Origin of the sequence: Actinospica acidithermotolerans (assembly GCF_018139625.1) — a bacterium.
In the GTDB taxonomy this organism is placed as follows: Bacteria; Actinomycetota; Actinomycetes; order Streptomycetales; family Catenulisporaceae; genus Actinospica; species Actinospica acidithermotolerans.
In genome coordinates this window covers 1-19,518 of sequence record NZ_JAGSOH010000121.1, presented here as the reverse complement: position 1 = coordinate 19,518, position 19,518 = coordinate 1, and the positions used below count along the sequence as shown (strand labels likewise).

Sequence of the window (19,518 nt, the reverse complement as noted above, 5' to 3'; positions counted from 1 at the left end):
CGCCCGCTCCCGCCGCGGGCCGGTCCCGCGCGCCCGAGCGGCGCCCGCACCGCGCGCCGCGCCCGAGCGGCACCCGCGCCCGCGGGCGCGGGCGCGGCGCGCGGTGCGGCGAGGTTTGGCGGCCCGCTCACCGGTTACCTGTCCGAGGCGGGACGGAGGTGCGATGCGGTCCGAAGGCACGGACGAGGCAAGTTCGAATACTGCGACAACTGCGACAACCGCGGTCTCCGAGCAGCGGGCCGAGCAGCGTGCGGAGACGATGCGCGTGCTGCGCCGCATGGCCGCGCTGCCGCGGGACGATCCGGAGCGGGCGCGGCTGCGCGCCGAGGTGATCGAGGACCACATGCCGTACGCGCGGCACATCGCGCAGCGCTACGGCGGGCGCGGCGCGGCCGGTTCGGCCGGGGCGTCCGGCGGCAGCGGCGAGGACTTCGAGCAGGTCGCCTACCTCGGGCTGGTCAAGGCCGTGGACAACTTCGACCCGGAACACGGCACGGGCTTCCTCGGCTACGCAACCCCCATGATCATCGGGGAGATCAAACGGTACTTCCGCGACGCGACGTGGGGCGTGCACGTGCCGCGCCGGATGCAGGAGCTGTCCGGCGCACTGCGCAAGGCCACCGACACGCTCGTGCACGAGCTGGGCCGGGAGCCGACGATCGCGGAGCTCGCCGAGCACCTCGGCGCGGACCCGGAGGAGATCGTCGAGGCGATCGACGCGGCCGGCGCTTACACCACGGCGTCGCTCGACCACCCGGTGAACACCGAGGAGCAGGGCGCGAGCCTGCTGGACTTCATGGGCGAGCAGGACGAGCGCTTCGACGCGGTGATCGACCGTCAGGTGCTGACCGGGCTGCTGGCCGGGCTCGGCGAGCGGGACAAGCGGATCCTGCTGATGCGCTTCTTCCGCGGGATGACGCAGGCGGAGATCGGCGAGGAGCTCGGCGTGTCGCAGATGCAGATCTCCCGGCTGCTGAACCGGATCCTGCGCGAGCTGCGGGCCGGTTTCGAATGACCGGCCGGGCCGGAGAGACGAGCGGATTCCCGGGGAGCCGCCGGGCCGGCGGGACGAGCCGGTTCCCCGGTACCCGCCGGGCCGGCGGGACGGGCGGCTTCCCGGCGACCCGCCGGGTACCGGCGGGTTTGCGGCGGGCCGCTTCGGTTACCCGAGGGGCCATGCACCGGTTCGACGCCACCACCACGCTCTCCTCCGACCGGCACCTCGCGGTCCTGGCGATCGCCGGGGACCTGGACCTCGGCACCGCCGACGCCTTCTGGCCCGACCTGGAGCGCCTGCTGAACACCCACGCCGGGAACGCGGTATACCTGAAGGACCCGCTCGACGCGGTGGTGCTGGACGCGACCTCGCTGGAGTTCCTCGACTCCAGCGGCTTGCGGGTACTGTTGCGCGGAGCCCGGCTGGCGCGCGGCGACGGCACCGACTTCCGGCTGGTGGCCCCGCACCCGGCGGTGCGGCGCGTGCTGGAGCTCGCCGGGGCGTTCCGCGCCCTGGACGTGCGCCCGAGCCTGCCCGAGGCTCTCGCGTGACACAGCCGGTGAGAGGGTATGGGCTGGCTGGTGCGGCGCGGCCGCGGCCTGGGCAGGGAACTCGAGACGGGAGTGGGAGCCGACCGATGCGGGACGAGACGACGGGCGACGAGGGCGCCGGATTCACAGGGCCGGGCGGCGCGGCTGCGCAGGCGCCCGCGGACAAGCCCGCGGACAAGCCCGTCGAGCCCGAATCCGCCGAACTGCTGCCCGAGTCCGAGGTCTTCATCGAGATTCCGGCGGACCGGCTGTTCGTCGTGCTCGCCCGTTCCGCCGCCGTGCATCTGGGCGCGGTGCTGCACCTCGGGATCACCGACGTGACCGACCTGCGGCTGGCGGTGGACGAGGCCTGCGCGCTGTTCCTGCTGCACCCGGCGTTCCCGGACGGCGGCGCGATCGGCCTCGCGTGCCGGTTCGCCGCGTACCAGGAGGAGCTGCGGGTGACGGTGCGCGCGCCGGTTCCGCCCGGCTTCGCCCCGGACACCGAGGGGATCGGCTGGATCATGCTGGGCGCGCTGGTGGACGATCTGGCGTGGACCAGGCAGGACGGCTTCGGCACCGTGACGCTGACCAAGCGGTTCCGTCAGCCGCGGGCGACGTGAACGGTTCCGCGAAGGCGTCGGTCGGCGTGCCCGGCCAGGGGGCGGCGACGTCCGCGGCCGCCGCGCGTTCTGCGTACTCGGACGTCGTGCGGCGGGTGATCGACACGTCGTTCGAGCCTTCGCTGCTGGTGCGTTTCGCCGGTCCCGACCTCGTGGTGGAGGCGGCGAACATCGCGGCGGCCGATCTGCTGCTGCCGACGCCGGAGGAGCGGCGGCTGCCGGGCCGGGCGCTGGCCGAGCTGATGCCGTGGGCGGGGCCCTCCGGGCTCCTCGACGCGCTGAGCGACGTGCTGGAGACCGGCACGCCGCTGCGGATACACGAGCACGGCTACCTCGAGGACTTCGAACCCGGCGCCCGGAGCCGGCCGCGCAGCGTGTCCGTCGGCGCGGTGCGGATCGAGCCCGGCCTGCTGCTGGTGACCGTCCGGCCGAACCGCGGCACGGCGGGCACCGACCCGGCGTGGGAGGAGAAGCTGCACCGGCTGGCCGGGACCGGGCCGTGGGAGTGGGACGTGCCCGCCGGCACCGTGTACTGGTACGCGCAGGCGCTCGCCGTGCTCGGTTCGCCGCTGGCTCCCGGCCTGCTTCCGGCGGACGAGCCGCCGTTCGCCGTGCACCAGGACGACGCCGCCGAGTACGAGACCTTCCTCAAGGCCCTGATCCGGGACAGGCGGCCCGGGCACGTCGAGGTCAGGGTTCTGCAGGCCGGGCTCGGCCCGCGGCACATCAGGTTCGGCGGCGAGCCCTCGTGCGACGCGGGCGGGGAGGTGGTGCGCGTCTACGGCTCGGTGCAGGACGTGACCGACCGGCGGCGCACCCAGACCGCGCTGGAGATCGCGCAGGTGCAGCTGGCCGCCCGGCGCAGCCGCGCCGACTCCGAGCGGCAGCTCGCCGGCCTGCTGCAGCAGGTCATCATGCCGACGGGCCAGGTCCCCGACGCACTCCCCGGCGTCGAGCTGGCGACCCGCTACCGGCCCGCGAGCGCCTCCGCGGGCGTCGGCGGAGACTGGTACGGCGCCACCCGCCTCGCCGACGGCAGGCTGCTGCTGCACGTCGGCGACGTGGCGGGTCACGGTTTTCCGGCGGCGACCGCGATGGCGCGGCTCTACCACGCCCTGCACGGCCTGTCGGTGACCGGCGGGGACAGCGCGCAGCTGCTCCGCTGGCTCAATAAACTGACGTGCGACCTTCCGGAGTTCACCATCGCCAGCGCCTGCTGCGCGGTCTACGATCCGGCGAAGCGGACCCTCGACCTGGCCAGCGCCGGCCACCCCGACCCCGTGCTCGTCCGCGGCGGACGGGCGGTTCCCCTCGCCAAGCCGCACGGCGGCATGCTGGGCGTCGACCCCGACGGCGTCTTCGCGCAGACCGAGCACGTCATCGAGCCCGGCGACGTGCTGCTGCTCTACACCGACGGCCTGATCGAGCGCCGGCGCCGCACCCCCGAGGACAACATCGCCTCGCTGCTCGAACACGCCTCGCGTCCCCCGGCCGACCTCGAGGCCTACGCGGACCGCATCCTGCGGCGGGTCCGCTCCGACACGGACGACGACGCGTGCCTGCTCGCGGTGAGGTTCGGCTAGTCCCCTTGCCCTTCCCCCGGGTTGCGGTGCTACTCGCAGAACACGCGCACCTGGGCGTCGGGCTGGTCGACCTCGACGGTGACCTCGTCGAGCTGGTCGACGAGAGCTTCGAGCTGCTGCGGCTTGAGCTGCGTCAGGTCGAAGGGCACGCCGGACTTCGCCATCTCGGCGTTGGCCTTCTCCAGCGCCTGCGGCGGGATCAGCGCCGCGAGCTGCACGCCGGCGCGCAGCAGCTGCAGCGGCACGCGCACGTTCACGCGGCCCGGCTCGTCGTTCTCCAGGGTGTGCACGACGACCCGCAGGTACTTCGCCTTGCCCTTCGGCCGGGCGTCGGCGACCGGCGCCGGCTCGGTCGGGCCGCGGTCGAGGGCGGCGAGGAGCCGTTCGGCCTCGTCCGCGGTGATCTTGCCCTCGGCCAGCATGTCGAGGATGTCCTTGCGCTGCTCATTCATCAAAATCTCTCCCACCGGGTCTCAGTCTTCAGATAATCGGGTCTTAGCCCTCAGATAATCGGGTCTTAGACTTCAGACAAGCGTTGCCTAGCGCCGCCTAGCGCAGTACCACGAGCACTGCCGTGCGGTCCTGCTCGATGTCGATCCGGGTGCCGGACAGCGCGGTGAAGATGCGCCATCCCGTGCCGAACGCCCGCAGCGCGTTCACGCGGAACACGAGGCAGGCCGCGAACGCCGCGAGAGCCGCGAGCAGCAGGAGCGGCGAGAGCACCAGGAGCGCGGGGAGCACCGGGATCCAGATCCGGATCGGCCGGCCGGCCGGCCGATCCACCCGGACCCTCAGGGTCTGCGGCATCACGTCCGCCCCTCCAGTTCGGCCACTGCCTGCTGCGCGTCGATCTCCCCGCGGCGCAGCCGGTCGATGACGTCGGCCCGCGAGGGTGCCGGATCGGTCTCGACGAAGTCGAGGGACTGCGAGATCCGGTTCAGCCGCGCCTTGATCGTCGGGTAGCTCACCCCGAAGATCCGCTCCATCTCCTTGATGGAGCCGTGGGCGCGCACGAACGCCGTGACGAAGACCTGGTCCTCGGCGCTCAGCTGAGCCAGCTGCGGCAGCTCGAACGCGCCCTCCACGGCGACGCCGCTGTCCGTCAGCCGCACCCGCTCGACCGCGAACGGCCGCCCCCGGGTGAGGCTCGTGAGTTCCTGCCAGTCCAACGCTTGCTCGGTCATAGTTCAGTTGTACCGAGCCAGCGATTAACTTTCAAGAGGTCGAACTTGATTTTCTTAAGTTCGCGGCTGGCTCCGCTTGAGGAGCCGCTTGATCAGGGCGAGCAGCCGGTCGACCTCGACGGGCTTGGTCACGTGCTCGTCGGTGCCGGCGGCGAGGCTGCGCTCCCGGTCGCCGGGCGCGGCGCGCGCGGTGACGGCGATGATGGGCAGGTCGGCGAACTCGGGGTGGGAGCGGATCAGCGCGGTGGTGGCGTAGCCGTCGAGGCCGGGCATCATCAGGTCCATCAGCACGACGCTGATGTCGGGGTTGCGCAGCAGAAGCTCGACGCCCTCGGGGCCGTTGTCCGCGGTCAGCGCGGTCAGGCCGTAGAGCTCCAGTGCGCTGACCATGGCGAAGACGTTGCGGACGTCGTCGTCGATGACGAGCACCTTCTCGCCCTCGAACCGGATCTGCCCGTAGCCGGATTCGGCGGACTCGGCGAGCGGGTCCGGGGCGACGGGCGCCTGGGTGAGCCAGTGCAGCGTGAGCCGTTCGACGGCCTGCACGGGGGAGCGCACGATCTCGGCGCGGCTGCGGCCGCGCAGGACGGCGACCGCCGTGTCGAAGGCCGTCGGGTCGCCATCGGGGGCGAAGCACAGCAGTGGCACGCCCGGCACGGTCGCGTCGAGCACGGCGACGAGCGTGAGCAGCAGATCGAGCGGTGCGCGCGCGTCGATCAGCACGCTGACGACGCGGTGCCGGACCGCGGCGTCCCGCACGGTGTACGTCGAGTCGACGCGCACGACGTCCGCCTGGTCCCAGTCGCCGCCGAGGCCGCGCAGCGCCGTCTGCGCGGCCTCCCGCATCGGCTCGCCGACGCCGGCCGCCCCGAGGTCGCCGGGGGCGCCGAGGTCGCTCTCGGCGACCGACTCGATGACCAGGATGGCGGGAGTGCGATCGGCCTCCGGGATCGCCGGACCGGGGAAGTCGAGGCGCTGCGTGTCGGTCGACGTGCCGCGCCCGCCGTAGCCGCTGCGCTCGTCTCGCTCGTCGCGTCCGCCGTGCTCGCCGCCGTGCTCGCCGGCCGCCGCCGACTCCAGCGCCTGAACCCGGTCCGCGATCGCGTTGAACAGCGCGCAGAGCTCCGCGGCGACGGCGGCGTCGGCCGTCCCTTCCGCGGCGCCCGCTCCGTCGGCAGCGGCCCGTCCGTCGATGTCGGCGCCCTCCGGGGCGCGGGCGGAGGTGTCGCCGGCCTGGAAGGCGCGCATGGCGGCGAGCAGACCGGCGAGGCGGTCCTGGCGGGGTGCGGCGCTCAAGCCGGTCCTCCTGGCTGCTGCGGGTGTGGCGAACGCAGCCGGAGCGCACCCAACGGGGCTCCGGATACTGCGCGTGCACAGCTGAAGCTACCAGCCGGCCGGCACCCTTACCCAGGTCGGCGCCGAATCCCGGGACCGCGACGCCGCCCCGCGGCGGCGCGTGGTCACGCTCCGTCGTCGCGCGGGGTGTAGCGTCCGGCGGCGGCCACCGGGGTGCCGGTCGTGTTGGTCGGGGCCGGAACCGGGTTCTTGCCGAAGACCTGCCGGGCGGTCACGGCGCGCTCGGCCCGGCCGCGTCCGGCGAAGCTGACCGCCCAGTGGAAGAGCGTGGTCACCCGCTGCTCGAAGCCCACCAGGTACAGCAGGTGCACGAACAGCCACAGCAGCCACGCGAGCAGCCCGGTGGCCTTGATCGGGCCGACGTGGGCGACGGCGCTGAACCTGGCGACCGTGGCCAGCGAGCCCTTGTCGTGGTACTTGAAAGCGGGCCTGCCCTCGTGTCCCTGCAGCCGCGCGGTGATCTGCGACGCGGCGTACTGGCCGCTCTGGATCGCGACCTGCGCGACGCCGGGGAGCTGGTCGAGGGCCATGACATCGCCGACGACGAAGATCTCCGGGTGGCCCGGGATCGTGCAGTCGGGCAGCACCTGGATCCGGCCGGACCGGTCGGTCGGGGCCCCGGTGGCGGCGGCCAGTTCGGCGGCGAAGGAGGAGGCGGCGACGCCCGCGGCCCACACCTTCACCATCGACTCGACGCGTTCCTCGCTGCCGTCGGCGTGCTTGAGCGTGACGCTGCGCGCGTCCACGTCGGTGACCATGGTCTTGAGCCGCACCTCGATGCCGAGGTCGTCCAGCTTGCGCGCGGTGCGCGCGGACAGCGAGTCGCCGAAGGCCGGCAGCACCGCGTCGCCGCCGTCGACGAGGATGATCCGGGCCGAGCGCGGGTCTATCCGGCGGTACTCGCCGCGCAGTGAGCGGTGCGCCAGTTCGGCGATCTGCCCGGCCATCTCGACGCCGGTCGCGCCCGCGCCGACGACGACGAACGTCAGCCGCCGTGCCCGCGCCGCCGGGTCCTCCTCGAGTTCGGCCAGCTCGAACGCGCCGAAGATGCGTCCGCGCAGGTCCAGTGCGTCGTCGATGGACTTCAGGCCGGGGGCGTGCGCGGCGAATTCGGGGTGGCCGAAGTAGGACTGGCTGGCGCCGGTCGCCACGATCAGGCTGTCGTAGCCGATCGAGTACGGCGCCGTACGGCCGGGTGCCCGCGCCGTGACCCGCCGGGCGGCGGTGTCGATGCCGACCGCGGTGCCGAGCAGCACCCGCGCGTTGCGCTGCCGCCGCAGGATCTCGCGCGTGGCCGGGGCGATCTCGCCCTGCGAGAGGATGCCGGTGGCGACCTGGTAGAGCAGCGGCTGGAAGAGGTGGTGCGGGGTCCCTCCGAGCACGGTCACGTCGACCTCGGCGCGGCGCAGCGCCTTCGCGGCGAACAGACCGCCGAATCCGGAGCCGATGATCAGGACTCGATGCCGTGCGTTCGGAGCCCACGCGAGCGGAGTGGGTGCAGCAGGTTCGTTCGCGTCCATGCGCGCCCCGTTTCCCATGATGCCGCAGTCTAAACGGCGCCGAGCGGCGGCGCATACGCCACCGCATGCGGCGTCCGCCAGGGCATGCGCCGGCCCGGATCCGGCCCGGAGGCCGCCCGATCGGTCCCGATACCGCAGGTGGGGCCGCGAAACGCCGAGCGGGCCCGGGCTGCCCGGGTTCGGGCGTGTGCGTAACTACATTTCCTGTCATGCGCACGGGAAACGAGCAGGAGGCCTCGCACCGCTGGCGGCAGGCCGGGGTCTTCCTCGGGCTCAGCGTGCTGGCCGGGGTGCTGCTGGCCGGGTTCCTGCTGCCGCTCATCGGCTCGACCGGGCTGGCCGTGAAGGCGGCTTCGGACCACTTCGAGGACCTGCCGGACGTGTTCCAGGCGCCGACGCTGCCGCAGCGTACGGAGATCCTGGCGTCGGACGGCTCGACGATCGCGCAGACGTGGGGGGACTACGGCAACCGCATCGTGGTGCCGATGAGCGAGATCAGCCCGAACATGCCGAACGCGCTGGTCGCCATCGAGGACTCGCGCTACTTCCAGCACGGCGGCATCGACCTGACCGGCACCGTGCGCGCGTTCTTCAACGACGCGAACGGCGGCGGCACCCAGGGCGGGTCGACGATCGCGCAGCAGTACGTGAAGAACGTGCTGCTGCTGGACGCGGGCACGAACCGGCAGGCGCAGCAGCAGGCGATCGCCGACACGATCGCCCGCAAGGTCACCGAGCTGCGCTACGCGGTCTCGGTCGAGCGGGCGATGAGCAAGGAGCAGATCCTCGAGAACTACCTCAACCTCGTCTACTTCGGCAACGGCACGTACGGGGTCGAGGCGGCGGCGCAGCGGTATTTCTCCACGACGGCGGCGAAGCTGACCGCCCCTCAGGCCGCGCTGCTCGCCGCGATCGTCAACAGCCCGGCGTACTACGATCCGCTGGCCCACCCGCAGAACGCGCTGGCCCGCCGCAACGTCGTGCTGCAGAAGATGGCCGACCCGACGCTGCACTACCTGACGCCCGCTCAGGCCGCCGCGGACGAGCAGACGCCGCTCGCGCTCGACCCGAGCCCGCTGAGCAGCGGCTGCATCGCGGCCACCGCGTCCGCGGCCTTCTACTGCAACTACGTGTACACGACGTTCCTCAACGACCCGGAGTTCGGCGCCACCCCTGCCGCGCGGCAGGCGGTGTGGCAGCAGGGCGGGCTGAAGATCACCACGACGCTGGACCCGACCGACCAGTCGGCCGCCGCCACCGCGATCTCGCAGCACACGTACCCCACCGACAAGGTCGCCTCCGCGATCGTGATGATCGAGCCAGGCACCGGCCGGATCAAGGCGATGGCGCAGTCGCGGCCGATGGGCAACGGCAAGGGCCAGACCTTCGTGAACCTCTCCGCGGACCCGCGGCACAACGGGACGCTCGGCTACCAGGCCGGCTCCTCGTTCAAGATCTTCACCGGGCTCGCGGCGCTCGACCAGGGGATCGATCCCAGCCTGCCGATCAACGCGACGTCCCCGCTCGTGCTCGGCGGCACGAGACTGGCCACGTGCTCGGACGGCCAGAAATCGATCACGTGGCCGGACAGCTATCAGCCGACCAACGATGACAAGAACTCGTACGTCGTGCCGATGGACCAGGCGTTCTGGTACTCGGTCAACACCTACTTCCTGACCCTGGAGACGCAGACCGGCCTGTGCGCGCCCGCGGAGCTGGCCCAGTCGATGGGCGTGACCAAGGACGACGACCTGGGCCAGGGCAAGCCGCTCGACCAGTTCGCGTCCTTCACCCTCGGCACGAACCAGGTCACCCCGGTCGCGATGGCCGCCGCGTACGCGACGGTGGCCGCGCAGGGCATGTACTGCGTTCCCTACGTGATCACCGGCGCCGCGGACATCGACGGCAAGCAGTACCCGGGCCAGAGGCAGCAGTGCAAGCAGGTCCTCGACGCGAACACGGCGAACGAGCTGACCTCGATGCTCCAGGGCGTGCTCACGCAGCAGGGCGCGACGGCGGACGGCCTCGGGCTCGCGGGCCGCGACTCGGCGGGCAAGACCGGTACGACGGACAGCTCCGTGGCCACCTGGTTCGACGGGTACACGCCGCAGCTGGCGGCGGCCGTGTGGACCGGATTCGTCGACGGCGGCGGCAAGAACGAGGTCATGGCCGACATGAGCGTCGGCGGCCAGTACTACAGCGGCCAGATCTTCGGCGCCACGATCTCCGCGCCCATCTGGCAGCAGGCGATGAACGCCGCCCTCGCCGATCAGCCCGTGCTCTCCTTCAACGCCCCGACCGGATTCCCGACCGACCAGCCGACCACCGACTCACCGGTCGTCGGCAACTCGCCCACCGCCCTCGGCAAGGGTCGCACGCCGATCACCGTCCTGCCGCGGAAGGCGCCGCACCCCCTGCCGACCCCGAAGAAAACCGGTGGCAAGCACTAGCACTGCCTCCTGGAGAGCAGGGTGCGGAGGACATCGCGTGGTTCGCGGTGAATCTCAGTCGGCTGCCGTGGGCTTGGAGAGCAGGGCCAGGTCGGCGCTGATCGCCTGCGCCGCGGCTTGGAGGACCGGCAGCACCGTGGCGCGCGCCTCGGCCGCACTCGTGCGCGCGGCGTGCATCGAGACGTTGACCGCCGCGATCGCCGCGCCGGAGGGATCGCGCACGGGCACGGCCATCGACCGCAGGCCCTCCTCGAGCTCCTGATCGACCAGCGCGTAGCCGTCGGCGGCGACGCCTTCGAGCACGCTCAGCAGCTCGGACCGGTCGGTCACCGTGTGGCGGGTCAGTGGGCTGATCCGGGCCGTGGCGAGGAACATCTCACGCTCGGCGGGGGACAGGCCGGTCAGCAGCACGCGGCCCATCGAGGTCGCGAACGCGGGGAAACGGGTGCCTATCATGATGTCCACGCTCATGATCCGGCCCGCCGCGGCACGCGCCACGTAGCGCACGTCGTCGCCGTCCAGGACGGCCATCGACGCCGATTCGTGCACGGTCCGCACGACCTGTTCCAGGTGCGGCTGCGCGAGCTGGCCGAGGGTCAGCCGCCCGAGCCTGGCGTATCCGAGTTCGAGGACGCGCGGCAGGATCCTGAACCGGCTGCCGTCCGCGGCCACGTAGCCCTGCCGCACCGAGGTCAGCAGCGAGCGGCGCGCCGTGGCCCGCGGCAGCCCGGTCGCCGCTGCCGCCTCGGAGAGAGTGAGCCCGCGCGGCCCCGCCTCCCCGAAGGCCGCGAGCACGCTCAGGCCGCGGGCCAGCGACTGCAGGTACTCGGGCCCGAGCTGCTCCTTCGCCGCGGCGGTCGGATCGGCGGCGGCGCCCGCGTACGCCTCGTCGAAGGCCGCGTCCTGCGGGACGGCGGCCTCGGCCAGCCGCTCGCTCATCGCTTTCGCCGCCTCCAGCAGCGCGGGCAGCATCGTCGCGCGCAGCGAGGCCACGGTCTGCCGGCTGGTGTGGCTGACCACGCTCAGCGCACAGGCCACGTCCCCGGCCGCGTCGTGGACCGGCACGGCCAGCGCGATCAGGCCCTTCTCGATGAGCTGGTCGTCCTCCGCGTAGCCGGCCTTCGCCGCGCGGGCGATCCGCTGCCGGAACGAGGCGACCGACTCCTTCTCAGGCCGGTGCGTGGGGAGCGCCGGGTAGTCGACGTAGTCCGGGTCCTGATCCAGCCGTGCGCGCCACGCCGCGAAGCCCGCCTCGTCCCAGGCGCGCGCGAAGATCGCCCCCGGCGCGCAGCGCTCGGCGGGCAGCGCGTCGCCCGCGCGGAAGGAGACCGACAGCGCGCGGCGGCGCTGGATCTGCAGGATGAATCGCACCGAGTCGCGGTCCGGGACCGCGATCGAGACCGACTCCTCCAGCCGCGCCGAGAGCTCCTCGGCCATCGGCGCGAGCAGCTGTGGCAGCCCGCAGCCGCGCAGGTAGGCGTTGCCCGGCTGGGCGGCGGCGGGCGCCAGCGCCAGGTCGCGGCCGTCGCCCTCGGCGCGCACGTAGCCGAGCTCGGCCAGCGTCGCCGCGACGCGGTCCACGGTCGAGCGCGCCAGGCCGGTGCCCTTGGTCAGCTCGCTCGGGCGCAGCCGCCCGCCGGGCGCCGCGGCCAGCGCGCGCAGCACCGCGAACCCGCGCTCGAGCGGCCCTACGCTCTCGTCCGGGTGCGGCTCCCGCTCCGGCGCCGTCTCGCCTGCCATGTGGTCCCTTCTGCCCGCCGTCCTGGTCCGTCAGTCTTCCAGAAAGACCTTGCCCGGCCGCCGGCCTCGCGCGGACCGTTGACATTCGGCGGCCCGGACAGCAGACTCGGTCGATAAGAATGAAATATAGTTCATCTGGCGAACACACGTGAGGTTCCATGGACAAGGCGGTGGCCACCGCGGCCGAAGCGGTGGCGGACATCGGGGACGGCTCGTCCCTGGCGGTCGGCGGGTTCGGCCTGAGCGGAGTTCCGAACGTGCTGATCGCCGCGCTGTACGAGCAGGGCGCGAAGGAGCTGAGCGTCGTGTCGAACAACTGCGGCGTGGACGGCGGCGGCCTCGGCATCCTGCTGGCGGCCGGCCGGATCACCCGGGTGACCGGCAGCTACGTCGGCGAGAACAAGGAGTTCGCCCGGAAGTACCTGTCCGGTGACCTCGAGCTCGAGCTGACCCCGCAGGGCACGCTCGCCGAGCGGCTGCGGGCCGGCGGCGCCGGCATTCCGGCGTTCTTCACCCCGGCCGGCGTCGGCACCCAGGTCGCCGAGGGCGGCCTGCCCTGGCGCTACGCCGCCGACGGCAGCGTGCTGGTCGCCTCCCCGGCCAAGGAGGTGCGCGAGTTCGACGGCGTCGAATACGTCATGGAGCGCGGCATCCGCACCGACTTCGCGCTGGTGCGCGCCTGGAAGGGCGACCGGGACGGCAACCTCGTGTTCCGCAAGGCCTCCCGCAACTTCAACCCGCTGGCCGCGATGGCCGGCCGGGTCACCATCGCCGAGGTCGAGGAGCTCGTCGAGCCCGGCGAGCTCGAGCCGGATTCCGTGCACCTGCCCGGGATCTTCGTGCAGAAGGTGCTCGCCCTGACCCCGGAGCAGGCCGCGGACAAGGGCATCGAGAAGCGGACGGTCAGCGTCCGCCCGGACGCGACGGAGGTGCCGGCCTGATGGCCTGGACGCGTGAGCAGATGGCCGCCCGCGCCGCCGCCGAGCTTCCGGACGGCGCGTACGTCAACCTCGGCATCGGCCTGCCGACCCTGATCCCGAACCACCTCCCGGCCGGCGTGGACGTCACGCTGCACTCGGAGAACGGCATCCTGGGCGTCGGCCCGTACCCGTTCGCCGAGGACCTGGACGCCGACCTGATCAACGCGGGCAAGGAGACCGTGACCGTGCTGCCCGGCTCGGCGTTCTTCGACTCCTCGCTCTCCTTCGGCATGATCCGCGGCGGCCACGTGGACGTCGCCGTGCTCGGCGCGATGCAGGTCTCGCAGACCGGCGACCTGGCGAACTGGGCCGTGCCCGGCAAGATGATCAAGGGCATGGGCGGCGCGATGGACCTGGTGCACGGCGCCCGGCGGGTCATCGTGCTGATGGAGCACGTCACCAGGAACGGCGACGCGAAGATCCTGCCCGAGTGCACGCTGCCGCTGACCGGACGCGGCTGCGTCCACCGGATCATCACCGACCTCGGCGTGCTCGACGTGACGCCGCAGGGCCTGCGCCTGGTGGAGACCGCGCCCGGCGTCGACGAGGCGGAGCTGCGCAAGAAGACCGCCGCGCCGGTACTCGACGCGGGCACGGAAGGGAACTGAGCGAGGATGGTCACCCAGCAGGAGATCGACAAGGAGATCGCGGAGCTCGCCGGCCGCGTCACCCCCGGCGGCCACCCGCCGCGCCTGTACCCGCCGTACCGCAGCAGCATCCTGCGCAGCCCGCGCCAGCCGCTGACCCTGGTCACCGACCCGGACGCGATCGAACTGTGGACCCCGGTGTTCGGCACCGGCGACGTGACCGAGCTGGACGCCGACCTGACCGTGCGGCACAGCGGCGAGCCGATCGGCGAGCGGATCACCGTCACCGGCCGGGTCACCGACCGCGACGGCCGTCCGGTGCGCAACCAGCTGGTGGAGATCTGGCAGGCCAACGCGGCAGGCCGGTACGTGCACCGGCGCGAGCAGCACCCCGCGCCGCTGGACCCGAACTTCACCGGCGCCGGGCGCGCGCTGACCGACGCCAACGGCGACTACCGGTTCACCACGATCAAGCCCGGGCCGTACCCTTGGGGTAACCACGTCAACGCGTGGAGGCCGGCGCACATCCACTTCTCGCTGTTCGGGACGGCGTTCACGCAGCGGCTGGTCACCCAGATGTACTTCCCGGGCGATCCGCTGTTCGCGTACGACCCGATCTTCCAGGCCGTGACCGACCCGGCCGCGCAGCAGCGGCTGATCGCCGTCTACGACCACGACCGCTCGGTGCCCGAGTTCTCCCTCGGCTTCCGCTTCGACATCGTGCTCGACGGCCCGTCCGCCACCTACTTCGAGGAGGACCACCAGTGAGCGAGCTTGCGAGCGAGCCCTCGAGTGCAGCGCTTTCGCGAACGTGGATCGAGCACCGGCCGACCGGCCAAGGCGTGCGCCTCGAGCCCACCCCGTCGCAGACGGTCGGCCCCTTCTTCGGCTACGCGCTGCCCTTCCCCGGCGGCCCGGACCTCGCCCCGGCGGGGCACCCGGACACCGTCACCGTGCACGGATACGTGTACGACGGCGCGGGCAACCCGCTCCCGGACGCGATCCTCGACTTCTGGCAGGCCGCGCCGGACGGCTCGCGCACCGGTACGCCGGGCTCGCTGCGGGTGGACGCCTCCAACGGCGAGCTGCTCGGCCGCGACGGCGTGCGCTTCACCGGCTTCGGCCGGGTGGCCACGACCGGCGACGGCCACTGGGCGCTGCACACGCTGCCCCCGGCCGCCGACGCGCCGTACATCGCGGTCGGCGTCTTCGCGCGCGGGCTGCTGCACCACCTCTACACCCGGATCTACCTGCCGGACGCCCCGGACGACGCGCTGCTCAGCGGCCTGACGCCGGAGCGCCGCAGCACCCTGCGAGCCCGCGAGGACGCCACGGCCGCGGCCGGCCGCGCGTACCGCTTCGACATCAGGATCCAGGGGGACGAGTCCGAAGAGACGGTGTTCCTTGACTTCGCCTGAGCGCGCCGCCTCGGCGCTGGATCTCGGCCTGCTCGCCCCCGGCCGTGCCGGGAGCCGGGTGGAGGTCGAGACGGGTGACGGCGCCTACCTGCAGGGATTGCTCGACGCCGAGGCCGCGCTCGCGAGGGCGCAGAGCTCGGCGGGCGAGCTGCCGAAGCAGGCGGCCGAGGCGATCACCTCGGCCGCGCAGGCGGACCGGTTCGACCTGCGGCAGATCGCCCTCGACGCGCGCGACGGCGGCAATCCGGTGATCCCGCTCGTCGCGGCGTTGCGCGCGGCCGTCCCCGACGAGGCCGCCGCCTACGTGCACCGCGGCGCCACCAGCCAGGACATCATGGACACCGCCACGATGCTGGTCGCGCACCGGACGCGGGCCGTCATCCTCGCCGACCTCGACCGCGTGGCCTCCGCCCTCGCCACGTTGGCCGCCCGCCACCGCGCCACCCCGATGGCCGGTCGCACCCTGACCCAGCACGCCGTGCCCACCACCTTCGGCCTGAAGGTCGCTGGCTGGCGCAGCCTGGTGCTCGACGCGCGCGACCGGCTCGCCGCGCTCGCGCTGCCCGCGCAGCTCGGCGGCGCCGCGGGCACCTTGGCCGCGCTCGCCGATTCCGATGAGCCGGCCGCCGTCCTGCGGCTCGTCGAGTCCTTTGCCGCCGAGTCAGGCCTCGAGGTTCCGGTGCTGCCGTGGCACGTGCTGCGCACCCCGATCGCGGAACTCGGCGGCGCGCTCGCGCTGACCGCGGGCGCGCTCGGCAAATTCGCCGCGGACGTGCTCGTCCTCGGCCGCACGGAGATCGCGGAGATCCGGCAGAGCGGCGGCGGCGCGGGCGGCTCGTCCGCGATGCCGCACAAGGCGAACCCGGTCAACGCCGCCCTCATCGCCGCGACCGCGCGGCAGGTCCCCGCGCTCGCCGCCGTGCTCTACAGCGCGATGGCCGCCGAGGACGAGCGCCCGGCCGGTGCCTGGCACGCCGAATGGCAGAACCTGCGCCAGGCGCTGCGCCTGGTCGGCACGGCGACCGAACTCGCGGCCGAGCTGGCCGAGGGCCTCGACGCCCGGCCCGAGAAGATGGCCGCCAACTTGGCGATCACCGGCGGCCTGATCGTCTCAGAGCGCCTGGTCGGCGCCCTCGAGCCGCTGCTCGGCCGGTCAGCCGCCCGCACCGCGCTGACCGCCGCGTCCAAGGAGGCGGCAGACGGCGCCTCGCTGTCCGAGACGCTCATCGAGCAGCCCGAGATCAGGGCCTTGATCGACGCGGACCGGCTGAGCTCCGACGAGCTCGCCGACCTGCTCGACCCGGCCAGCTACCTCGGCGCCGCCCCCCACCTCGTCGACCGCGCCCTGCGGCGCGCCCCTCGCGCGACTACGTAAGGGCCCTGCTGATGTCTTCCTGTCTCACCTACCAGATCGACGGTCCCGCCGAATCCTCGCGGCCGTCGCTGCCGCTGCCGCTGTCGCTGCTGCTGCTGCCGCTGCTGCTGCTGGGCAGCTCGATCGGCACCGACGTCGCGATGTGGGCGGCGCCCGTCCCCGTGCTCGCCCGCGACCGCGCGCTGTGGACCGTCTCCTGCACGACTACGTAAGGGCGCTGCTGATGTCTTCTTGCCTCACCTACCGGATCGACGGTCCCGCTGAATCCTCGCGGCTGCCGCTGTCGCCGTCGCTGCCGCTGTCGCTGTCGCTGCTGCTGCTGGGCAGCTCGATCGGCACCGACGTTGCGATGTGGGCGGCGGCCGTCCCCGTGCTCGCCCGCGACCGCGCGCTGCGGACCGCCTCCCGCACGATCACGTAAGGGCGCTGCTGATGTCTTCTTGTCTCACCTACCGGATCGACGGTCCCGCTGAATCCTCGCGGCTGCCGCTGCTGCTGGGCAGTTCTATCGGCACCGACGCCGCGATGTGGGCGGCGGCCGTCCCCGTGCTCGCCCGCGACCGCGCCGTCGTGCGCTGGAACCTGCCCGGCCACGGCGGTAGCCCCGCCGACCTGGTGCCCACCGACGGCTCGGCCACGGTCGCCGACTTCGCCGCGGCCTTGCTCGCACTCGCCGACGGCCTCGGCATCGCGACGTTCGACTACGCGGGCGACTCCTTCGGCGGCGCGATCGGCGCCTACCTCGCCGCGCACCACCCCGACCGCGTCAACGCGCTGGCGATCTGCTGCTCGTCCGCGCACTTCGGCGACCCGGCCAGCTGGCGGGCCCGCGCGAAGAAGGTCCGCGAGGAGGGCGCCGCAGCCATGGCGGAGCTCGGCGACACGGCCCCGAACCGCTGGTTCCCCGCTGAGTCCCCGGCCCGCAGTTGGCCCGAGACCGCCGAGCTCATCGCCACGCACAAGGCCGTCGATTCGCTCGGCTACGCAGCGTGCTGCGACGCGATCGCGGCCGTCGACCTCACCCCCGTGCTCGCCGGCATCAGCGCCCCGACGCTCGTCGTCGCCGGCCGCGGCGACCCGGCCACCCCGCCCGTGCACGCGCGCGAGCTCGCCGACGGCATTCCGGGCAGCGGCTTGATCGAACTGCCCGGCATCGGCCACCTCGCGCCCTTCGAGGCCCCGCAGGCCGTGGCGAACGAGCTGCTCACGCACTTCTCCGGCGCGCGGTTCGACGCCGGGATGGCCGTACGCCGCCAGGTCCTCGGCGACGCGCACGTGGACCGCGCGAACGCGAGGATCACGCCGTTCACCCAGCCCTTCCAGGACCTGATCACCCGCTACGCATGGGGTGAGATCTGGACGCGCCCCGGCCTCGACCGACGCACCCGCAGCTGCATCACGCTCACCGCGCTCGTCGCGCACGGCCACCTCGAGGAACTCGCGATGCACGTCCGCGCCGCGTGCACCAACGGCCTGACGCCCGACGAGATCGGCGAGGTGCTGCTGCAGACCGCGATCTACTGCGGTGTTCCCGCCGCCAACTCAGCCTTCGCCGTCGCGCAGCGCGTGCTCGACGAGATGGCCGCCCCCGCCGCGGCCCAGGAAACGAGAGAGACATCGTGAACGCACCGAAGCCAGCCACCACCGTCGGCATAGTCGGCGCCGGCCCGTCCGGCCTGCTGCTGGCGCGCCTGCTGCACAACGCGGGCATCGACTGCGTCGTCCTCGAGGCGCGCGACCGCGCCTACGTCGAGCAGCGCCAGCGCGCCGGCGTACTCGAGCAGTCCACCGTGGACGTGCTCCGGGAGAGCGGTGCCGGCGAGCGCCTCGAGCGCGAGGGCCTGCCACACGGCGGCATCGAACTCAGCTGGAACCGCCGCCGCCACCGCCTCGACTTCCCCGAGCTCACCGGTGGCAAGAAGGTCTGGGTCTACGCCCAGACCGAAGTCGTCAAGGATCTGATCAAGCTCCAGCTAGACGACGGCGCCCCGCTGCTGTTCGAGGCAAGCGTCACAAGCGTGACCGGTGGCGGCGCCGCCACCGCCACCGCCACCGCCACCGCCACCGCCAACGGCACCGCCAACGACACCGACACCGACACCGACAAGCCGACGATCCACTACACGTACGAGGGCGAAGACCGTACCCTGACGTGCGACTACGTCGTCGGCTGCGACGGCTACCACGGCGTCACCCGCAAGGCGATACCGGAGAGCGCACTCTCGACGTATGAGCGCGTCTACCCCTTCTCGTGGTTCGGCATCCTCGCCGATGTCCCGCCGTCCAACGACGAGCTGATCTACGCCCACTCCCCGCGCGGCTTCTCCCTGCTGAGCATGCGCTCGCACACCGTCAGCCGCCTTTACCTGCAGGTCCCCAACGGCACCGACCCCGAAGCGTGGACCGACGAGCAGATCTGGGACGAGCTCGAAGCCCGCTTCGCCGTCGACGCCGACTGGAAGCTAGAGCGCGGCCCCATCACCCAGCGCGCCGTGCTCCCGCTACGCAGCAGTGTGACCGAACCCATGCGCTGGGGCCGCATCTTCCTCGCCGGCGACGCCGCCCACATCGTCCCCCCAACCGGCGCCAAGGGCCTCAACCTAGCAGCCGCCGACGTCACCGTCCTCGCCCGCGCCTTCCAGCAACTCCACGAGCACGGCGACCACTCCGGTCTCGACGCCTACTCCGACACGTGCCTCAAGCGCGTCTGGCGCGCGGAGCACTTCTCGTACTTCATGACCACAACACTGCACACCGACCCCGACCAGAGCGACTTCGCCACCCGCCTCCAGATCTCCCAACTCGACCGCATAGCCTCCTCCCCGCACGCCGCAGCGGAGCTGGCGGAGAACTACGTGGGTATCGCACTTTAGATCGTATGGGCTCGGTCTGCAGTTCGTCGGACGTGCCGTTCTGATCCTGCGTTAGAGTAAGGTTCGGCAGTCCGTGCCCGGCTTTTGCGGTCGGGTAGCGTCGGCTGCCTGCGGATGGGTTTGGCACTGTCCAGCATTATCGACTTCAATGTCTTGAAGCCAATATCGCCGTCTTGCTGAAATGGCCAATCGTAACGTCAAATTCGCCTCTGGCCGGCTGGCAAGGATTGTCCCCGGATTGGCGGCTCGGCTGCGGTTCCGTGTCGCAGCTTTGCTGCTCCCCGGTTTGCGCTTGCCCACCC

Annotated in this window: 20 protein-coding genes; 14 read left to right on the top strand and 6 right to left on the bottom strand. The window is 72.5% G+C overall.

Features of this window, described 5'->3' with window-relative positions; genetic code table 11:
• Nucleotides 1–163 precede the first annotated feature (163 nt).
• The 4 genes from KDK95_RS28290 to KDK95_RS28275 all read left to right on the top strand — a co-directional run bounded on the left by KDK95_RS28290 (nt 164) and on the right by KDK95_RS28275 (nt 3,733).
• On the top strand, nt 164–1,015 hold the full coding sequence (locus KDK95_RS28290; RefSeq protein ID WP_212521365.1) for a SigB/SigF/SigG family RNA polymerase sigma factor: 852 nt from the start codon (nt 164–166) through the stop codon (nt 1,013–1,015).
• Nucleotides 1,016–1,176: 161 nt separating this feature from the next.
• Nucleotides 1,177–1,548, top strand: a complete 372-nt coding sequence (locus KDK95_RS28285) for an STAS domain-containing protein (RefSeq protein ID WP_212521364.1) — start codon at nt 1,177–1,179, stop codon at nt 1,546–1,548.
• Between the two features lie 86 nt (nt 1,549–1,634).
• Nucleotides 1,635–2,150 carry an ATP-binding protein gene (locus KDK95_RS28280; protein ID WP_212521363.1) on the top strand — a complete coding sequence of 172 codons (516 nt, stop codon included), beginning with the start codon at nt 1,635–1,637 and terminating at the stop codon, nt 2,148–2,150.
• Nucleotides 2,147–3,733, top strand: coding sequence for a SpoIIE family protein phosphatase (locus KDK95_RS28275; RefSeq protein WP_212521362.1), 1,587 nt, complete (start codon nt 2,147–2,149; stop codon nt 3,731–3,733). The genes KDK95_RS28280 and KDK95_RS28275 overlap by 4 nt, the downstream gene beginning before the upstream one ends.
• Nucleotides 3,734–3,762: 29 nt before the next feature.
• Here KDK95_RS28275 and KDK95_RS28270 read toward each other — a convergent pair whose 3' ends face one another.
• From KDK95_RS28270 to KDK95_RS28250, 5 genes are all read right to left on the bottom strand, one after another.
• Nucleotides 3,763–4,185 carry an SHOCT-like domain-containing protein gene (locus KDK95_RS28270; protein WP_212521361.1) on the bottom strand — a complete coding sequence of 141 codons (423 nt, stop codon included), beginning with the start codon at nt 4,183–4,185 and terminating at the stop codon, nt 3,763–3,765.
• Between the two features lie 97 nt (nt 4,186–4,282).
• Entirely contained in the window at nt 4,283–4,540 is a 258-nt protein-coding gene (locus KDK95_RS28265; protein ID WP_212521360.1) for a hypothetical protein, read from the bottom strand.
• A complete protein-coding gene (locus KDK95_RS28260) occupies nt 4,540–4,917 on the bottom strand; it encodes a DUF2089 domain-containing protein (protein ID WP_212521359.1) in 378 nt (125 codons plus the stop codon). Before KDK95_RS28260 ends, KDK95_RS28265 begins: the two co-directional genes overlap by 1 nt.
• Nucleotides 4,918–4,971: 54 nt before the next feature.
• Nucleotides 4,972–6,213 carry a response regulator gene (locus KDK95_RS28255; RefSeq protein WP_249162033.1) on the bottom strand — a complete coding sequence of 414 codons (1,242 nt, stop codon included), beginning with the start codon at nt 6,211–6,213 and terminating at the stop codon, nt 4,972–4,974.
• Between the two features lie 164 nt (nt 6,214–6,377).
• Entirely contained in the window at nt 6,378–7,811 is a 1,434-nt protein-coding gene (locus KDK95_RS28250) for an NAD(P)/FAD-dependent oxidoreductase (protein ID WP_212521358.1), read from the bottom strand.
• Nucleotides 7,812–8,002: 191 nt separating this feature from the next.
• Between KDK95_RS28250 and KDK95_RS28245 the strand changes: the two genes are divergently transcribed.
• Nucleotides 8,003–10,243 (top strand): transglycosylase domain-containing protein, encoded by a 2,241-nt coding sequence (locus KDK95_RS28245; RefSeq protein WP_212521357.1) that lies wholly within the window; start codon nt 8,003–8,005, stop codon nt 10,241–10,243.
• 54 nt (nt 10,244–10,297) lie between these two features.
• Here KDK95_RS28245 and KDK95_RS28240 read toward each other — a convergent pair whose 3' ends face one another.
• The gene (locus KDK95_RS28240) at nt 10,298–11,983 is read right to left on the bottom strand and encodes an IclR family transcriptional regulator domain-containing protein (RefSeq protein WP_212521356.1); all 1,686 of its coding nucleotides are present in this window, start codon (nt 11,981–11,983) and stop codon (nt 10,298–10,300) included.
• 158 nt (nt 11,984–12,141) lie between these two features.
• Between KDK95_RS28240 and KDK95_RS28235 the strand changes: the two genes are divergently transcribed.
• The 9 genes from KDK95_RS28235 (at nt 12,142) to KDK95_RS28195 (ending at nt 19,216) form a co-directional block, all read left to right on the top strand.
• Complete coding sequence (locus KDK95_RS28235; RefSeq protein WP_212521355.1) at nt 12,142–12,924, top strand: CoA transferase subunit A; 783 nt, start codon at nt 12,142–12,144, stop codon at nt 12,922–12,924.
• Nucleotides 12,924–13,571 carry a CoA transferase subunit B gene (locus tag KDK95_RS28230; protein WP_212521354.1) on the top strand — a complete coding sequence of 216 codons (648 nt, stop codon included), beginning with the start codon at nt 12,924–12,926 and terminating at the stop codon, nt 13,569–13,571. The genes KDK95_RS28235 and KDK95_RS28230 overlap by 1 nt, the downstream gene beginning before the upstream one ends.
• Before the next feature lie 6 nt (nt 13,572–13,577).
• Nucleotides 13,578–14,318 carry a protocatechuate 3,4-dioxygenase subunit beta gene (gene pcaH, locus KDK95_RS28225; protein ID WP_212521353.1) on the top strand — a complete coding sequence of 247 codons (741 nt, stop codon included), beginning with the start codon at nt 13,578–13,580 and terminating at the stop codon, nt 14,316–14,318.
• A 74-nt stretch (nt 14,319–14,392) separates the two neighbouring features.
• A complete protein-coding gene (pcaG, locus tag KDK95_RS28220; RefSeq protein WP_212521366.1) occupies nt 14,393–14,968 on the top strand; it encodes a protocatechuate 3,4-dioxygenase subunit alpha in 576 nt (191 codons plus the stop codon).
• Nucleotides 14,955–16,343 carry a 3-carboxy-cis,cis-muconate cycloisomerase gene (gene pcaB / locus KDK95_RS28215; RefSeq protein ID WP_212521352.1) on the top strand — a complete coding sequence of 463 codons (1,389 nt, stop codon included), beginning with the start codon at nt 14,955–14,957 and terminating at the stop codon, nt 16,341–16,343. The genes pcaG and pcaB overlap by 14 nt, the downstream gene beginning before the upstream one ends.
• Before the next feature lie 11 nt (nt 16,344–16,354).
• Nucleotides 16,355–16,555 carry a hypothetical protein gene (locus tag KDK95_RS28210; protein ID WP_212521351.1) on the top strand — a complete coding sequence of 67 codons (201 nt, stop codon included), beginning with the start codon at nt 16,355–16,357 and terminating at the stop codon, nt 16,553–16,555.
• 11 nt (nt 16,556–16,566) lie between these two features.
• Nucleotides 16,567–16,764, top strand: coding sequence for a hypothetical protein (locus tag KDK95_RS28205; protein ID WP_212521350.1), 198 nt, complete (start codon nt 16,567–16,569; stop codon nt 16,762–16,764).
• An 11-nt stretch (nt 16,765–16,775) separates the two neighbouring features.
• Complete coding sequence (pcaDC, locus tag KDK95_RS28200) at nt 16,776–17,966, top strand: bifunctional 3-oxoadipate enol-lactonase/4-carboxymuconolactone decarboxylase PcaDC (RefSeq protein ID WP_212521349.1); 1,191 nt, start codon at nt 16,776–16,778, stop codon at nt 17,964–17,966.
• Entirely contained in the window at nt 17,963–19,216 is a 1,254-nt protein-coding gene (locus tag KDK95_RS28195) for a 4-hydroxybenzoate 3-monooxygenase (protein ID WP_212521348.1), read from the top strand. Before pcaDC ends, KDK95_RS28195 begins: the two co-directional genes overlap by 4 nt.
• Nucleotides 19,217–19,518 lie beyond the last annotated feature (302 nt).

Coding starts and splice junctions, on each gene's coding strand:
- KDK95_RS28270 (WP_212521361.1), bottom strand. CDS start 4,185: ATGAATGAGCAGCGCAAGGACATCCTCGACATGCTGGCCGAGGGCAAG.
- KDK95_RS28260 (WP_212521359.1), bottom strand. CDS start 4,917: ATGACCGAGCAAGCGTTGGACTGGCAGGAACTCACGAGCCTCACCCGG.
- KDK95_RS28235 (WP_212521355.1), top strand. CDS start 12,142: ATGGACAAGGCGGTGGCCACCGCGGCCGAAGCGGTGGCGGACATCGGG.
- KDK95_RS28240 (WP_212521356.1), bottom strand. CDS start 11,983: ATGGCAGGCGAGACGGCGCCGGAGCGGGAGCCGCACCCGGACGAGAGC.
- KDK95_RS28285 (WP_212521364.1), top strand. CDS start 1,177: ATGCACCGGTTCGACGCCACCACCACGCTCTCCTCCGACCGGCACCTC.
- KDK95_RS28245 (WP_212521357.1), top strand. CDS start 8,003: ATGCGCACGGGAAACGAGCAGGAGGCCTCGCACCGCTGGCGGCAGGCC.
- KDK95_RS28280 (WP_212521363.1), top strand. CDS start 1,635: ATGCGGGACGAGACGACGGGCGACGAGGGCGCCGGATTCACAGGGCCG.
- KDK95_RS28205 (WP_212521350.1), top strand. CDS start 16,567: ATGTCTTCTTGCCTCACCTACCGGATCGACGGTCCCGCTGAATCCTCG.
- KDK95_RS28250 (WP_212521358.1), bottom strand. CDS start 7,811: ATGGGAAACGGGGCGCGCATGGACGCGAACGAACCTGCTGCACCCACT.
- KDK95_RS28210 (WP_212521351.1), top strand. CDS start 16,355: ATGTCTTCCTGTCTCACCTACCAGATCGACGGTCCCGCCGAATCCTCG.
- KDK95_RS28290 (WP_212521365.1), top strand. CDS start 164: ATGCGGTCCGAAGGCACGGACGAGGCAAGTTCGAATACTGCGACAACT.
- pcaH (WP_212521353.1), top strand. CDS start 13,578: ATGGTCACCCAGCAGGAGATCGACAAGGAGATCGCGGAGCTCGCCGGC.
- KDK95_RS28265 (WP_212521360.1), bottom strand. CDS start 4,540: ATGCCGCAGACCCTGAGGGTCCGGGTGGATCGGCCGGCCGGCCGGCCG.
- pcaDC (WP_212521349.1), top strand. CDS start 16,776: ATGTCTTCTTGTCTCACCTACCGGATCGACGGTCCCGCTGAATCCTCG.
- KDK95_RS28230 (WP_212521354.1), top strand. CDS start 12,924: ATGGCCTGGACGCGTGAGCAGATGGCCGCCCGCGCCGCCGCCGAGCTT.